This is a genomic window from Streptomyces sp. SP17BM10 (assembly GCF_036322405.1).
GTDB lineage: Bacteria > Actinomycetota > Actinomycetes > Streptomycetales > Streptomycetaceae > Kitasatospora.
Window position 1 is genome coordinate 26,126 of sequence record NZ_JAQYXB010000606.1, and the last position, 14,823, is coordinate 40,948.

Genomic DNA, 14,823 nt, shown 5'->3' on the forward strand with positions numbered 1-14,823 from the left:
GCCCAGCGTCCCCCGCCGCCGGGTCAGTCCGTCGCGATGGCCGCGAGGACGTTCATGCGCCCGGCCCGGAAAGCCGGGAAGAGGGCCGCGAACAGACCGATCACCACGGAGGAGACCAGCGTCACGGCGATCGTGGTGGTCGGGACGGACAGCGTGTCCAGGCCCTGGTCGCGCAGCACCTGCTGGGCGGTGACGCCCCAGGCGAGGCCGAGCACCGTGCCCAGGACCGCTCCGAAGACCGCGATCACCACGGACTCCAGCCGGATCATCCGGCGCAGCTGGCGGCGGGAGAGCCCGATCGCCCGCAGCAGGCCGATCTCGCGGGTCCGCTCGACCACCGACAGCGCCAGCGTGTTGACGACACCGAGCACGGCGACCGTGATCGAGAGCCCGACCAGCCCGTAGATCAGGTAGAGCAGGGTGTTGACCTGGGACTGGACGAGCTCCTTGTAGCCGGCCTGGTCCTTGACGCTCAGCTGCGGGTACTGCTTGAGGCTGTCCTGCAGCGCGGTCAGCACCTTGGTGACGTCGGCACCGGAGGCGGCCTTGGCGTAGAACACCCGGTCGACCGGCTGGTCGGCGGCCGGGACGGCCTTGGCCATGGTGGCGGTGTCGACGAACGAGGCGTCGCCGTAGAGCGACTTCTTGCCGAACACGACGCCGACCGTCAGCTGCTGGGTGTGGCCCTTGCCGTAGGCCACGGTGACGGCGTCGCCGACCTTGAGGCCGTTGTCCTTCGCGAAGGTCTCGCCGATGCCCAGCGAGCCGCGGGCGATCGAGTCGGCCGTGCCGGACGCGACCGGGAGGTGGAAGTCGGCGCCGAAGAAGCTCGGCGGCACGGCGGCGACCCCGGCCTTCTTGCTCCGGCCGTCGGCGAGCTGGATCTTCGCGTCGAAGTCCTTCTCGGTGGTGACGTGGTCGATGCCCGGGGTCCTGCGGGCCGCGTCCGTCATCTCGGCGGTGATCGGCGCGCCGCCGCCGCGGACGATGTAGTCCACGCCCACCGAGCGGTCGATCTGAGCGCTGGCGGAGGTGACCGCCGAGGCGCTGAACACCGAGGAGCCGATCACCAGCGCCAGGCCGATCATCAGCGCCGCGGCGGTGGCGCCGGTGCGGCGCGGGTTGCGCGTCGCGTTGCGCTGGGCGAGCTTGCCGGACGGGCCGAACAGGGCCGGCAGGAGGGCGCCCAGGACCTTGATGACGGCGGTGGCCAGCAGCGGGCCGAGCACCACGAAGCCGATCAGGGTGAGCAGCACGCCGAGGCCCAGGTACTGCCCGCCGGTCGCCGCCTTCTCCGCCTTCGCGGCGAGCACCAGCAGACCGCCGCCGCCCAGGGTGAGGAGGAGGCCGACGACCGTGCGGACGGCGTTGGCCTTCGCCTCGGCCGGGGTGCCGTGGTCGCGCAGGGCGGCCATCGGCGCGATCCGGCTGGCCCGGCGGGCCGGGATCCAGGCCGCGACGACGGTGATCAGGATGCCGACCGCGTACCCGGCGACGAAGACGTCCGGGCCGATCTGCAGGTCGCTCGCCTTGAGGTCCATGCCGATCGCGTTCATCAGCTGGATCAGGCCGACCGCGATGCCGAGGCCGGCCCCGATGCCGAGGGTCGAGCCGAGCACGCCGAGGATCAGCGCCTCCGCCAGCACCGAGCCGTTGACCTGGCCGCGGCTGCCGCCGATGGCGCGCAGCAGGCCGATCTCCCGGGTGCGCTGGGCGACCAGCATCGAGAAGGTGTTGATGATCAGGAAGCCGCCGACGAGCAGCGAGACGCCGGCGAAGCCGAGCATCGCGTACTTCATGAAGTCGAGGCCGCTGCCGACGCTCTTGTTGTTCTCGTCCTTCTGCTCGGCCGCGGTCTTGACCTGGTACCCGCCGCCCAGCTTGGCCAGGGTGTCGGCCTTGAGCTGCGCGTCGCTGCGGCTGCCGTCGCCGAAGGCCTCGACCGAGGTGTAGGCCGCCTCGCCGAGCAGCACCTGCTGCGCGGTGGGGGTGTCCAGGAAGGCCAGCGCCGCACCGGGGTTGGTGGTGGTGAAGGTCGCGATGCCCGCGACGGTGAACTCGTGCTTGCCGCTCGCGTTGTCGACCCGCACCTTGCCGCCGAGGCCGAGCTCGGCCTTCTTCGCGGTGTCGGCGTCGAGCACCAGCTCGCCCGCGGTCTGCGGGACGTGGCCGGAGGTGATGCGAACCGGATTGCGCGGCGTGTCGGTCCAGTTGCCGACCAGGGTCGGCGCGCCACTGGTCGGGCCGATCAGCTTGTTGGTGGCCGGGTCGACCAGGATCGCGTCGCCGACCATGACCTGGCCGATGGCCGTCTTCACGCCGGGCACCGCGGCGACCTGCTGCGCGAGCGCGACCGGGAGCACGGCCGGCTTGTCGCCGGGCCGCTGCTCGTCGTCGTCCGCCGGCTTCGGTGGCTGGACGGACACGTCCGAGGCGGTCGCGGCGAAGAGCTTGTCGAAGGTGCTGGTGGCGGTGTTGGAGAAGACCAGGGTGCCGGAGACGAAGGCGACCGACAGCACGACGGCGATCAGGGAGAGCGCCATCCGGCCCTTGTGGGCGAAGAAGCTCCGCAGTGACGTCTTGAGGATCATGATGCGTCGTCCCGCCCGCTCAGCTGGTGCGCTTGCCGTCGAAGCGGCGCATGCGCTCCAGGACGGAGTCGGCGGTCGGGGAGTGCATCTCGTCGACGATCACGCCGTCGGCGAGGAAGAGCACGCGGTCCGCGTACCCGGCGGCGACCGGGTCGTGGGTCACCATGACGATGGTCTGGCCGAGTTCGTCGACCGAGCGGCGCAGGAAGGTCAGCACCTCGGCGCCGGCCCGGGAGTCGAGGTTGCCGGTGGGCTCGTCGCCGAAGATGATCTCGGGACGGGCGGCCAGGGCTCTCGCCACCGCGACGCGCTGCTGCTGGCCGCCGGAGAGCTGGGTCGGGCGGTGCTTGAGCCGGCCGGCCAGGCCGACGGTCTCCACCACCTGGGCCAGCCAGGCCTCGTCGACCCGGCGGCCGGCGATGTCCATCGGGAGCGTGATGTTCTCCAGCGCGTTGAGCGTCGGCAGCAGGTTGAACGCCTGGAAGATGAAGCCGATCTTGTCCCGGCGCAGCCTGGTCAGCTGCTTGTCCTTGAGGCCGGTGATCTCGGTGTCGCCGATCCGGATGTGCCCGGCGCTGACCGTGTCGAGGCCGGCCAGGCAGTGCATGAGGGTCGACTTGCCGGAACCGGAGGGGCCCATGATCGCGGTGAAGCGACCGCGCTGGATGTCGACGTCGACCGCGTCCAGCGCGGTGACCTTGGTCTCGCCCGCGCCGTACGCCTTGGTGACCTGACGGGCCGAGGCGGCGACGGCGGACTCGCCGGGAAGCTGGTGGTCGAACACGGCTGCTGCCGTCGTCACTGGAGTCTCCTAAGGAATGGGCCCACCCGTTGCCCCCAGCCTGGTCGCCATCACCCGTCCCACGACATGGTGGAAGCAGCAGTCCTCGACCGGGGGTTGTCCCCACCCTGCCCGGCGGACCGGGGCGCCGGCCCGACGCGATCGGGCCGGTTCCGGACGGGCGGGGATGTATGAACCACGTTAGGAGCCGGTGGCTGAGCGCTCGTCCTCCGGCGGGATGAAGCGGGCCAACGGGAGTTGTACGGGGTGCGGCGGCCCTCCCCCTAGGGGTCGCCGAGGCCCTTCTCGGGGACGGCCCGTACGGGCCCCGGCCGCGGCCCGTCAGCGGGCCAGGGCGGGGGCGGCGAGCCGCTCCAGCGCCACCGCGAAGGCGTCCACGACGGGGGCGAGCAGCGCGTCGGTCTCCCGCTCGACGACGGTCGTCCCGTCCTCCGCGGCGGTGATGTGGCGGTCGAGCACGAACCAGCCCTGGGTGACGTGGCCGGCGCCCATCGAGCTGAGCACCGGGCGCAGCGCGTAGTCCACGGCGAGGACGTGCGCGGGCGAGCCTCCGGTGGCGAGCGGCAGGACGGCCTTGCCGGCGAGCGCGTACTGCGGCAGGACGTCGAGCAGGGCCTTCAGCAGGCCGGAGTACGCGGCCTTGTAGACGGGGGTGCCGATCACGACGCCGTCGGCACGGGCGAACAGTTCGGTGGCGGCGACGATCTCGGGGTGGTCGAAGTCGCCCGAGAGCAGCGCGTGCGCGGGCAGGTGGCGGGCCTCGAACGGGATCACGTGGTGGCCGCGGGCCGCCAGCCGGCCGTCCACGTGACGCAGGAGGCGGGTCGTGCGGGAGGTCACGGACGGGGAGCCGGAGACGGACAGGACGGTGGCCATGGGTTCACCTCTGCGGGACGCGGGACGACGCGGACGCGGCGGTGCTGCCGCCGCGGGGGGGTAGCGGCTGTTCCGCCGCCGGAGAAAAGGAAGTTGGGGAATTCGACGGGGCTCGCGTCAGCCACGACAGAGCGAACGGGACACACGCTTGAGGTCGACGTGCCGCCGACGCGTGAGGGTCCTCCGCTGATCCATGCCAAAAATGCAAACACGGCGTCTTCGGGGCGGTCAAGAATCGTTTCGGCAGGTGAACGCCGGAGTGGGACGGATCACGCCGGCGCCCCCGGCACCCCCCAAGGGCGCGCGCACGGGGGAAGTTGCGGCGGAACGATCCGGCGCGTGCATCAAAACTGCTACAAGAGGCCTGGTGGGGCCCCCGGGGGGAGTCAGGACGGAGGCCTTCGGGCATCCTCGTCCACATGAACACGTGGCAGGAGGGCCGCCCGAGCGGCGGCGGGAACCCGTACAACGGCGGGACCCCGTACGGCGGCGGCAACGGGGGCGGCGCGTACGGACGCGGCGGGGGCGGCACGTCGGCCGAGCCGCCGCTGCCGGCCGGACTGAACCCGCGCGGGCCGGGCGCCCCGGCGCCGCGGCAGCCCGAGCCCTCCCGCACCGGCGGCGTCCCGCCGCAGCAGGGCCCCGGCCGGCCCGGCGGCCCGGGTGGACCGGGCGGCCCCGGCGGTCCGGGCGCCCCCGGCGGCACCCGTCCGCCCGCGGCGGGCCCGGCCGGGCGCAGGGGCTGGTCGAAGGGCCGGATCGCCAAGTGGACGGTCTTCGGCCTGCTCGTCGCGATCATGGTGACGGCCGTCTCCACCTACTTCTGGGCCGACTCCAAGGTCAACCACGAGAACGTGCTCGCCGACTACCCCGGCCGCCCGGCGGCCGGCAAGGGCACCAACTGGCTGATCGTCGGCTCGGACAGCCGCGAGGGCCTCAGCGACGCCCAGGAGGAGAACCTCCACACCGGTCACGACGTCGAGGGCAAGCGCAGCGACTCGATGATGATCCTGCACATCGGGGACAACGGGAACACCCTGCTGAGCGTGCCGCGCGACTCCTGGGTGCCGATCCCGGAGTACAAGACCAGCAGCGGCAAGACCGTCAAGGCCACCACCTCGAAGATCAACTCGGCCTTCGCCAACGGCACCGGCCGGCTGCTCGTCCAGACCATCGAGCTGAACACCGGCATCCGCATCGACCACTACGCCGAGATCGGCTTCTCCGGCTTCGTCGGCATCGTCGACGCGGTCGGCGGCGTGCAGATGCACATCGACCAGGACATCAAGGACCGGGACTCCGGCCTCGACCTCAAGGCCGGCGACCAGACCCTCAACGGCACCCAGTCCCTCGCCTTCGTCCGCCAGCGCCACCAGATGGCCGACCAGGACCTCGGCCGGATGCGCAACCAGCAGAAGTTCCTCGCCGCCCTGGCCCACCAGGCGGCCTCCCCCGGCACGCTGCTCGACCCGTTCACCTTCTACCCGCTGGTCGACGCCGGCCTCGGCACGCTGATCGTCGACGACGACACGGGCCTCACCGACCTCGGCTCGCTCTTCCTCGCGATGAAGGACGTCAACGGCGGCGGCGGCAAGTCGATGACCATCCCGATCGGCAACGCGGACTTCCGCACCAACACCGGCGAGTCGGCGGTCAAGTGGGACACCGCCAAGGCCAAGCAGGTGTTCGACGCCTTCAAGAACGACACCGCCGTGCCGGACGTGAAGTAGCGGATCCGTACGACGCGGAGCGCCCGCCGGCGCCGATCCACCGCCTCCTGGGCCACTCGGCCCAGGAGGCGCTCGCGTTCGGCGGGAAGGACACGCCCGGATGCCGTGGACCTGCCGGGCCCGGCGCTAGCGTCCGACGGGCTGCAGGCCGGTCACGTACTCGGGGAAGCGCACCAGCCACTCCCCCTCACCGTCGTCGGCGCCCTCGGCCTCGGTCGGGCCCGAGTAGCCGTAGTGGATCTCCCGCGCCCGGCCGCCGTCCACCCAGCGGGCGTCCGCCAGGTGCACGGCGAGGGCGGCCGGGTGCTGCGGGTCGGGGCGTTCGAGGACGAGCTCGTGCTCGGTCTCGCCGGGGCGGAAGGCGACCACCGTCTCGCTGGTGCGGCGGCGCGGACGCCCGTCCGCCCGATAGGTCCAGTACGCGGCGACGGTGACCGTCAGCGTGCCGTCCGCCCTCCCCGGCTCCGGCCGGACGTACTCCTCGTCGGGCACCCACCGCGCGTGGTGGCGGATGTCGTCCGGGCCGCGCCGCTCGTCCCAGCGCACCCAGTAGCTCGCCACGCGCTTGACCGTCATCACCTCGCGCGAGACGCGGACCGGGACGCGCGCCGGGTTGGCCGGCTCGCCCGCCGCGAGGGAGACCACGGTGACCTGCTCGTACGTCACCTCGGCGTCGTCGAGGCCCTGCCCCATCGCGTCCATCGGCTGCTCCATCGGTTCCATCGGCGAACCACCTCGGCGGAGAGTGGAGTTGAGCGCGGCCCGCCCGCGCGATAAGAGCCTACGGCGACCGCGCGGCCACCCGGAGTGATTGTGTGATTCCGGCCCGGACGGCCCTGGCCCGGCGCTACCCTGCCCCGCGTGGACGAACGAAGCGGCGCCGGAGCGCTGTTGGGGCGCGGGCGGACGGCCGACGTCTTCGCCCTGGACGCACACCGGGTGCTGCGCCGGTACCGCGACGGCGGCGACACCTCCGGCGAACTCGCCGTGATGCGGCACCTCGCGCGGCACGGCTACCCGGTGCCCGCCGCGAGCCCCGGGGCCGCCCCCGGCGAACTCGTCCTGGAACGCCTCGCCGGCCCCACCATGCGCGACGCCCTCGTGGCCGGCGAGCTCGCGCCCGAAGCGGCCGGAGAGCTGCTGGCCGGGCTGCTGCTGCGGCTGCACGCCGTCCCGCCCCGGCCGGGCGGCGACCCGGCGCACCGGATCCTGCACCTCGACCTGCACCCGGAGAACGTGCTCATGACGCCGCGCGGACCGGTGGTGATCGACTGGGCGACGGCCGCCGGGGGCCCGCCCGCCCTGGACACCGGCACGTCGACGCTGATCATGGCGGAGGTCGCGCTCACGCTCCCCGCCGACCTCGCGCCCGCCGCCCGGGCGGTCCTGACCGCGCTGGTGCGGCGCCTCGGCGGGCCCGGCGACCTCGCCGCCGCCCGGGCCCGCCGGGCCGCCAACCCGACGCTGTCCGCAGCGGAGGCGGCCCGGCTCGACGCGGCGGCGGCCCTGGCACTCGGCGCGGGCCGCGGTGCGCCGTGATCCCCGGGCGGGAGCCGTAGGCCGCCGGGGCGGTGGCACCGGCTAGCGCGGGGCCTGCGGGACGCGGTCCACCGTGATCCCGAAGTGGGCCCGGTACGCCTCCAGGGCCTCGCCGTCGGCCAGCGTGAGTTCGCTGCGCCCGCCCGCCGGGGTGGTGGTGATCAGGCGGTTCCCGGCGATGGTCACCCGGCCGCCGTCCGCGGTGAGCACCGAGCAGGTCGTCGAGCGGGTGAACGGGGAGTCCGGCGAGGTGGTCTGCCACCAGCAGGTCGGGCGGAAGTCGGCGAGTTCGTACGGGCGCAGGCCCAGGCGGTACTGCGGCGCGCCGTCCATGAGGACGTCCAGGTCCCCGTGCGCGCCGGCCGGGACGAGGAGGAACGTGCCATGGGCGTCCGCCTGTTCACCGCGCCCGTCGAGCCGCAGCGGGCTCCGGCTGAAGCGGCCGAAGCCGACGTCGACCAGCCACGGCTCGTCGAGGTCCACCCGCAGCGCGAGGTGGTCGAACGGCGGGCCGGGCCGCTCGCCGTCGAAGACCCGGGCGGCCAGCAGGCTCACCGGGTAGCCGAGCGAGGCGAGCAACTCGGCGAACAGGCCGTTGAGTTCGTAGCAGAAGCCGCCGCGGCGAGCGGTCACCACCTTCGCCACCAGGGCGTCCGGGTCGAGGACGACGGGCTCGCCGAGGTGGATGCTCAGGTTCTCGAACGGGACGGCGCGCAGGTGTGCGAGCTGAAGCCGGGCGAGCGCCTCCGGGGACGGCACGCCGGGCTCCGGGAGGGCGATGCGCTCGAGGTAGGCGGACCGCTGGGCGGCGGTGAGGCCGCCGTACGGCTGCTCGGTGCGGGGCGCGTGGTCCATCCGACCATTCCACCCGGACGCGGGCCGGCCTGCCATCGTCCATTGGTCCTACGCCCTCGGCCTCGGCCCCTGCGCGGGGCGTCGGACCGGCCGACTTCCCACGCAGTGGGCGCGGGCTAGCCCGCGGAGCGACAGACCGTGGAGTCCCGGGCCTGGAAGCCGACGCGCTCGTAGAGGCGGTTCGCGGCCGCGCGGGACGGCCGGGAGGTCAGGTCGAGGGTCCGGGCGCCCGCCTCGCGCGCCAGGCGTACGGCCTCCTCGGTCGGGGCCGCGCCGACGCCCTTGCCGCGCGTCCCCGCGTCGACGACCACGTCCTCGAAGGCGGCCACCAACTCGTCGGTCGTCTCCCGGACGACCTCGACGTCAAGGCTCATGCCGCCGGACCCTGGTCGCGCCGCACGTCGGGTGCGCCGCTTTCCGGCGCACTGGTCTCGACGACTGGGCCGACTGGCCGAGTTCCGTTACCGGACAGACCAGTTGATCACCATGGCAGCGCTCACAGCGCGCGGGCCGCCGCCCGGAACCGGTACGCGGTGCCGGACGGGTCCTGGGCCGCGAACAGCACGGCGAGCAGGTGGTCCACGGCGGCGGCGTCCAGGATCCGCAGCAGCGTGGTGAGTTCGGCCTCGGGCGCGTCGGCGAGGAGCCCGTCCGCGCCGGTGAGGACGACGAGCAACCGGGACGGCGGCCGGTCCGGCTCCCCGGCGGGGTGGAGGACGTCGCCCAGGCACTCCTCGAAGGCGTCCCAGTTGTGGCCGAAGTACGCGGGGAAGTCCAGGGCTCGCGCCCAGCCGGCGAGCAGGCCGGCCTTGGTGCGGCAGTCGCCGCCGTCGATCGCGACCCGGCGGACGTCCCCGGCGGGGACGCGGGCCAGGCCCGCCCACGGATGCCCCGGGAGGAGGTCCCACCGAGCCTCGGCGAGCAGTCTCTCCGGCGGGCTGGGGTGCGTCACGACGGTAGCTCTACCGTCCCGCCCGCCGGCGCCGGACACCGCCGCGCCGGGGGCTCACCCGGCCGGCCGACGGGCCGGCGGCGCCGGCGGGCGGAAAGACGCCCGCAACGGGGTCCGCAAACGCCACCGCCCCGGAGTGGGCGGTCGGCGGATCCGACGTTCCACGACGGGGCGGTACGCGGTACCGGTCCGACCGGGCCGCAGCCCGGTCACGCACCGGTGATCACTCGACGATGCCGGACTTGGCGATGGTGATCTTCGCCGAGGTGCGGCCGCTCTGCGAGCCCTTGGACTCGATGAGCTTCACGATGTCCATGCCCTCGACGACCTCGCCGAAGACGACGTGCTTGCCGTCCAGCCAGTCGGTGACGATGGTGGTGATGAAGAACTGCGAGCCGTTGGTGTTACGGCCGGCGTTGGCCATCGACAGCAGGCCCGGGCGGGTGTGCTTGATCTCGAAGTTCTCGTCCGCGAACTTCTCGCCGTAGATGCTGCGGCCGCCGGTGCCGTTGTGGTTGGTGAAGTCACCGCCCTGCAGCATGAAGCTGGGGATCACGCGGTGGAAGCCGGAGCCCTCGTAGCCGAAGCCGTTCTGGCCGGTGGCGAGCTCGCGGAAGTTGCGGGCGGTGACCGGGACGACGTCGTCGTACAGCTTGAAGACGATCCGGCCGACGGGCTCGTCGTCGATGGTGATGTCGAAGAAAACGTTGGAAGCCATGCAGGGATCATGGCACGACCGGCGGTCCGGCGCGCGACACCCCCGGCGGGCCGCCCTCCCCCACCGCCGTGTTATCCGCCACGCCGTCGGCCGCCATCGAGGCACCGCTCGGTAGCGCTCCACCGTACCGGGCGCGGAAGTTACGATCGGGGTCGGCTTCGAGCGGGGCGGGCGTTCGATCGCGACGACGGGGTGGGCGACATGCGGATCGGTGAACTGGCCAGGCGCACGGGCGTGAGCGAGCGCTCCCTGCGCTACTACGAGAAGCAGGGCCTGCTGGCCCCCGAGCGGACCCTCGGCGGGCACCGGGACTTCCCGGACGGCGCGGTGGACCGGGTCATCCTCATCCAGGAGCTGTTCGCGGCCGGACTGCACAGCCGCAAGATCCACGAGATCCTCCCCTGCATGCGGGACACCGACGGCGGCCCGAACGAGATCGCCACCCCGCTCCTGGTCGAGGAGCTCTCCGCCGAGCGGGAGCGGATCGACCGGATGATCGCCGACCTGGCCCGCTCGCGCGAGGTCCTGGACGAGGTGATCCAGACGGCCTCCGGTCGCCCGGCGCTCGGCCCGGCCGGGCGCGACGCGCGCTAGCGGGTCGCTCCCAGGCCTACGGCCTGGGCTCCTTCAGCTTGCGCCAGACCGTCTCCAGAGCGGCGATGTCCGCGTCGTCGAGCCGGTCGTCGAAGACCGGGGCGAGCGCCGCCCGCCGGGTCGCGTCGGCCTCGGCGAACGCTGCGCGGCCCTGCTCGGTCAGCTCGATCCGCACCGAGCGGGCGTCCGACTCCGAGGCCGAGCGGGCCACCAGCCCCCGCCCCGCGAGGGCGTCGACCACGCGGGACACCTGGCTGCGGCTGAGCATCGTCTTCGCCCCGAGGTCGGAGGCGGCGACCGGCTCCTGCTGCCCGTTGAGCCACAGCATCACCTCGAACCAGGACAGCGGCAGCCCGTGGACCCGGGCGAGCTCGCGGTCCACCCGGGCGGCCAGCGTGGCGCCGGCCCAGACCAGCCCGTAGAAGGCGTGATCGCGCTCCGGAAGCGGGCCCAGGGTGAGGTCGGCACGGTTCATGCCGTTCATCGTACCGAGTTGCGTGCGCATGCACGCTTTCCCCGGCGCGTGCGTGCACACGCAATGGCTTTCCCCCCGAACGAAAGCGCACCGCCGTGTCCGAGACCGTTCACCCCGGTCGACGCGGAGCGCGCCCCGGCCCACGACCGGGCCTCGGCCCAACGGGCCCGCGACCAGCGGCCGTTCAGTAGCATCCCCGGACGAGGCGGCGCCCGCACGCGGCGGACGGCCGGGGAGGGACGGGACGATGGGCGACACGACCGACCGGATCGGGGTCTACCTGGCGCACCCGCGGGCGGGCAGCTTCAACCACGCGCTGTACGACGCCGTCGTGGCCGAACTGCGCGGACACGGCTGCGACGTGCGCGCCCACGACCTCTACGCGGAGGGGTTCCCGGCCCTGCTCACCGCCGAGGAGACCGGCACCGTCGACGCCGCCGACGCGCCCGCCGACCCGAAACTCGCGCTGCACCGCGCCGAGGTGGCCACCCTCGACGCCCTCGTCCTGATCCACCCCAACTGGTGGGGCATGCCGCCCGCCGTCCTCACCGGCTGGGTCCAGCGCGTGCTCGCGCCCGGCGTCGCGTACAAGCTCGGCACCGCCGACGGCGAACCCGCCGGGCTGCTCCGGGCCGGCCGGGCCCTGGTCCTCAACACCTCCGACACCCCGGAGGAGCGCGAGCGCAGCGAGTTCGGCGATCCCCTCCAGCGGATCTGGGCCGCCTGCGTCCTCCCGTACGTCGGCGTCACCGACGTCCGCCGGACGGTCTTCCGCACCGTCACCGACGCGTCCGCCCCGACCCGCGCCGCCTGGCTCGACCGCGCCCGCGCCGAGGCGGCGGCCCTCCTGCGGTGACCGGGCGGGCGCGGTGACACGATGGCCGGATGCTCCTCGAAGACTCCCCGCACCGCCTCGACCTGCGGCCGCGCAGCTACCAGTTCGGGACGGCGCGCGGTGAGAGCTTCGACGACAACTGGCTGGTGATCGTGGGCGCGGCGGCCGCGCCGCAGGGATCGTGGCGGTTCGTCGAGGCGTGCCTGACCACCTGGGAGGCGCGGAGGATCTCGCGGTGGCTGCGGGCCGCCGCCGACCCGGCCCGCAGCCCGGGTGCACTCGCCTTCACCGAGCCGCTGCTGGCCTTCGGCCTCGCCGAAGAGCAGCCCACGGACGGACGGCGGCTGGTGCGGGTGCGCTTCGCGCTGGAGGCCGCGCCGCCGTGGGTGGACCTCGACGCCGAGGACGAGGACGAGGACGAAGACGGGGACGGGGACGGGGACGCGGACGACGAGTGGCCCGGCTACACCGCCGAGTTCCTCCTCTCCCCCTCCGAGCTCCGCGCGGCCGCGGACACCTGGGACGCCGAGCTCGCGCCCTTCCCCGAACGCTGAGCCCCCGCCCCGCCCCGGACTCAGACCAGCTCCAGCTCCGCCACCACGTCGTCGCCGCTCGTCTCCCCGGTCGGCCGGAAGCCCAGCCGGGCGTAGAACCCCGCGGGGCCGTCCGGCCCGGGGACGTACGTGACGGTGACGCGGGTGCCACCGCGGCGGCGGACCTCCGCGCACACCTGCTCGACCGCGAAGCGCCCGTAGCCGCCGCCCTGCGCGTCGGCGTCGACGAGGAGGCGCCAGAGGCCCGAGCGCGGCCCGTCCTCCGGCCTCTCCGGGTAGAACGTGATGTCGAAGAAGGCCATCACGAACCCGACCGGCCGCTCGCCGTCGAAGATCAGCCGGGGCCACGCGGTGTCGCCGTGGACGTACGCCTGCGCGAGCGACTTCACCACCGGCGAGACCAGCCCCTCCTGGCCCGGCCGCACCCGCAGGGCGAGGGCGGCGTCGAGGGTGGCCGGGGTGACGGGCTCGAGGCGCAGGTCGCGGGGCATGGCCGTCAGACTACGAGGCGCTCGGCCTCGCGTCGCCCGGATTTCGCCCGGCCCCGGCGTCAGGACCCGGTCCCGGGCTCAGCGCGTGAACACCAGCGAGGCGTTGTGCCCGCCGAACCCGAACGCGTTGGTGAGCGCTACCGGCACGGCCCCGGTGCGCGGCGCGCCCGCGACGACGTCGAGCTTCACCGCCGGGTCGAGGCGCTCCAGGTTGGCGGTGGCCGGCACGATCCCCTCCCGGACGGCGAGGACGGCCGTGAGGGCGCCCAGCGCGCCGGCCGCGCCGAAGAGGTGCCCGGTGAGCGACTTGGTGGCGGTGACGGCCGGGTGGAGCCCGATCGCCTCGGTGACCGACTCCGCCTCGGCGAGGTCGCCGATCTGGGTGGACGTCGCATGGGCGTGGACGAGGGCGACGTCCTGCGGGGCGAGCCCGGCCTCGGCCACCGCGCGCCGCATCGCCCGGACCTGGCCCTCCGCCGACGCCGCGGTGATGTGGTGGGCGTCGGACGTGACGGCCGCGCCGGCCAGGGCGGCGTGGGTGCGGGCGGCCCGCGCGGCGGCGAACTCGGCGCGCTCCAGGACGAGGACGACCGCGCCCTCGCCGATCACGAAGCCGTCCCGGTCGACGTCGAACGGCCGGGAGGCCCGGGTGGGTTCGTCGTTGCGGGTCGAATGGGCCTTGGCCTGGGCGAAGCCGGCCATCGGGAGCGGGCAGATGCAGGCCTCGGCGCCGCCCGCGACGACGACGTCGGCGCGGCCGAGCCGGATCAGGTCGAGCCCGAGGGCGATCGCCTCGGCACCGGAGGCGCAAGCGCTGACCGGGGTGTGCGCGCCGGCCCGCGCGCCGAGTTCGATGCTGACCCACGCGGCCGGGCCGTTGGCCATGAGCATCGGCACGGTGTGCGGGGAGACCTTGCGGACGCCGGAGGCCTCCAGCACGTCGTCCTGCGCGAGCATGGTGACCGCGCCGCCGGTGCCGGTGCCGATGACGACGGCGAGGCGCTCCGGATCGACCTCGGGCGAGCCGGCGTCGGCCCAGGCCTGCCGGGCGGCGATCAGCGCGATCTGCTCGCAACGGTCCAGCCGTCGGGCCTGGACGCGGTCCATCACCTCGGACGGCTCGACCTTCAGACGGCCGGCGATCCGGGTGGGCAGGTCCGCGGCCCAGGCGTCCTCGATGGCCGCGATCCCGGACTGCCCGGTCAGCATCGCGGCCCAGGTCGAGGGGACGTCCCCGCCGAGCGGCGTGGTTGCTCCGAGCCCGGTGACGACGACGTGGCCGGCGCCGGCGGCACCCCTGTCGGCATGCATGAAATATTTCTCCCTACGTTTATCGAGAGGCCACAAATCGAAACCGCCCTTCGCGCCGATGGGCCCGGAGAGCGGTCGACACCTGTGCCACTCTGGCAGGGGATTGAGGGCTCTTCAGAGGCCGTAGGGCACCGATTCGAGTACGGCCTCTTTGTAGGTTTTCCCTAGGTTGCGAGGTCGGCGAAGTCCGTGGTCGTACGCGGCGATCGGGGTGGCGTGCGCGAGGGCGCCGCCGCCCGCGAAGCCGGTCCGGAACGCGCCCGGCTCGACGATCAGCACGGCCCGGGGTGCCCGGGGAACGCCGGCGCCCCCGGCCGATGGGGATCGGCCGGGGGCGCCGGGTCGTTCGAGGGCCGTGCGTGTTACGGCAGGTTGCGGGCCATGACGATGCGCTGGACCTGGTTGGTGCCCTCGTAGATCTGCGTGATCTTCGCGTCACGCATCATCCGCTCCACCGGGTAGTCCCGCGTGTACCCGTACCCGCCCAGCAACTGGACCGC

Annotated in this window: 18 protein-coding genes; 5 read left to right on the forward strand and 13 right to left on the reverse strand. The window is 73.7% G+C overall.

The features are described from left to right. Positions 1-23: 23 nt before the first annotated feature. The 3 genes from PUR71_RS22385 to ssuE all read right to left on the reverse strand — a co-directional run bounded on the left by PUR71_RS22385 (position 24) and on the right by ssuE (position 4,269). A complete protein-coding gene (locus PUR71_RS22385) occupies positions 24-2,594 on the reverse strand; it encodes an ABC transporter permease (RefSeq protein ID WP_329928875.1) in 2,571 nt (856 codons plus the stop codon). Between the two features lie 16 nt (positions 2,595-2,610). Beyond that, positions 2,611-3,393 carry an ABC transporter ATP-binding protein gene (locus PUR71_RS22390; RefSeq protein ID WP_329928859.1) on the reverse strand — a complete coding sequence of 261 codons (783 nt, stop codon included), beginning with the start codon at positions 3,391-3,393 and terminating at the stop codon, positions 2,611-2,613. Between the two features lie 321 nt (positions 3,394-3,714). Further along, positions 3,715-4,269 carry an NADPH-dependent FMN reductase gene (ssuE, locus tag PUR71_RS22395; RefSeq protein WP_329928860.1) on the reverse strand — a complete coding sequence of 185 codons (555 nt, stop codon included), beginning with the start codon at positions 4,267-4,269 and terminating at the stop codon, positions 3,715-3,717. A 419-nt stretch (positions 4,270-4,688) separates the two neighbouring features. On the opposite strand from ssuE, the gene PUR71_RS22400 reads away from it, so the two are divergent. Then, entirely contained in the window at positions 4,689-5,999 is a 1,311-nt protein-coding gene (locus PUR71_RS22400; protein ID WP_329928861.1) for an LCP family protein, read from the forward strand. A gap of 126 nt (positions 6,000-6,125) precedes the next feature. Here PUR71_RS22400 and PUR71_RS22405 read toward each other — a convergent pair whose 3' ends face one another. Continuing rightward, entirely contained in the window at positions 6,126-6,722 is a 597-nt protein-coding gene (locus tag PUR71_RS22405) for a hypothetical protein (RefSeq protein ID WP_329928862.1), read from the reverse strand. Positions 6,723-6,860: 138 nt separating this feature from the next. On the opposite strand from PUR71_RS22405, the gene PUR71_RS22410 reads away from it, so the two are divergent. Next, positions 6,861-7,538, forward strand: a complete 678-nt coding sequence (locus PUR71_RS22410; RefSeq protein ID WP_329928863.1) for a phosphotransferase — start codon at positions 6,861-6,863, stop codon at positions 7,536-7,538. Between the two features lie 42 nt (positions 7,539-7,580). On the opposite strand, the gene PUR71_RS22415 is transcribed toward PUR71_RS22410, so the two are convergent. The 4 genes from PUR71_RS22415 to PUR71_RS22430 all read right to left on the reverse strand — a co-directional run bounded on the left by PUR71_RS22415 (position 7,581) and on the right by PUR71_RS22430 (position 10,063). Beyond that, positions 7,581-8,393, reverse strand: coding sequence for an arylamine N-acetyltransferase family protein (locus PUR71_RS22415; RefSeq protein ID WP_329928864.1), 813 nt, complete (start codon positions 8,391-8,393; stop codon positions 7,581-7,583). A gap of 116 nt (positions 8,394-8,509) precedes the next feature. After that, on the reverse strand, positions 8,510-8,767 hold the full coding sequence (locus PUR71_RS22420) for a GNAT family N-acetyltransferase (RefSeq protein ID WP_329928865.1): 258 nt from the start codon (positions 8,765-8,767) through the stop codon (positions 8,510-8,512). 122 nt (positions 8,768-8,889) lie between these two features. Next, the gene (locus tag PUR71_RS22425) at positions 8,890-9,345 is read right to left on the reverse strand and encodes a barstar family protein (RefSeq protein WP_329928866.1); all 456 of its coding nucleotides are present in this window, start codon (positions 9,343-9,345) and stop codon (positions 8,890-8,892) included. A 223-nt stretch (positions 9,346-9,568) separates the two neighbouring features. Further along, positions 9,569-10,063 carry a peptidylprolyl isomerase gene (locus PUR71_RS22430; protein WP_329928867.1) on the reverse strand — a complete coding sequence of 165 codons (495 nt, stop codon included), beginning with the start codon at positions 10,061-10,063 and terminating at the stop codon, positions 9,569-9,571. 201 nt (positions 10,064-10,264) lie between these two features. Between PUR71_RS22430 and PUR71_RS22435 the strand changes: the two genes are divergently transcribed. Then, a complete protein-coding gene (locus tag PUR71_RS22435) occupies positions 10,265-10,657 on the forward strand; it encodes a MerR family transcriptional regulator (protein WP_329928868.1) in 393 nt (130 codons plus the stop codon). A 16-nt stretch (positions 10,658-10,673) separates the two neighbouring features. On the opposite strand, the gene PUR71_RS22440 is transcribed toward PUR71_RS22435, so the two are convergent. Further along, positions 10,674-11,132, reverse strand: coding sequence for a MarR family winged helix-turn-helix transcriptional regulator (locus PUR71_RS22440; RefSeq protein WP_329928869.1), 459 nt, complete (start codon positions 11,130-11,132; stop codon positions 10,674-10,676). Between the two features lie 247 nt (positions 11,133-11,379). Between PUR71_RS22440 and PUR71_RS22445 the strand changes: the two genes are divergently transcribed. Further along, on the forward strand, positions 11,380-11,988 hold the full coding sequence (locus PUR71_RS22445) for an NAD(P)H-dependent oxidoreductase (RefSeq protein WP_329928870.1): 609 nt from the start codon (positions 11,380-11,382) through the stop codon (positions 11,986-11,988). A 29-nt stretch (positions 11,989-12,017) separates the two neighbouring features. Then, a complete protein-coding gene (locus tag PUR71_RS22450; protein WP_329928871.1) occupies positions 12,018-12,521 on the forward strand; it encodes a WapI family immunity protein in 504 nt (167 codons plus the stop codon). Positions 12,522-12,541: 20 nt separating this feature from the next. Here PUR71_RS22450 and PUR71_RS22455 read toward each other — a convergent pair whose 3' ends face one another. The 4 genes from PUR71_RS22455 to PUR71_RS22470 form a co-directional block, all read right to left on the reverse strand. Continuing rightward, positions 12,542-13,012: a GNAT family N-acetyltransferase gene (locus PUR71_RS22455; protein WP_329928872.1), complete on the reverse strand. Its 471-nt coding sequence runs from the start codon at positions 13,010-13,012 to the stop codon at positions 12,542-12,544. 78 nt (positions 13,013-13,090) lie between these two features. Continuing rightward, complete coding sequence (locus PUR71_RS22460) at positions 13,091-14,323, reverse strand: beta-ketoacyl-[acyl-carrier-protein] synthase family protein (protein WP_329928873.1); 1,233 nt, start codon at positions 14,321-14,323, stop codon at positions 13,091-13,093. Positions 14,324-14,437: 114 nt separating this feature from the next. After that, positions 14,438-14,602 carry a hypothetical protein gene (locus PUR71_RS22465; RefSeq protein ID WP_329928874.1) on the reverse strand — a complete coding sequence of 55 codons (165 nt, stop codon included), beginning with the start codon at positions 14,600-14,602 and terminating at the stop codon, positions 14,438-14,440. An 83-nt stretch (positions 14,603-14,685) separates the two neighbouring features. Further along, a partial coding sequence (locus PUR71_RS22470) for an acyl-CoA dehydrogenase family protein (protein WP_329924255.1) occupies positions 14,686-14,823 on the reverse strand: 138 nt, incomplete at its 5' end.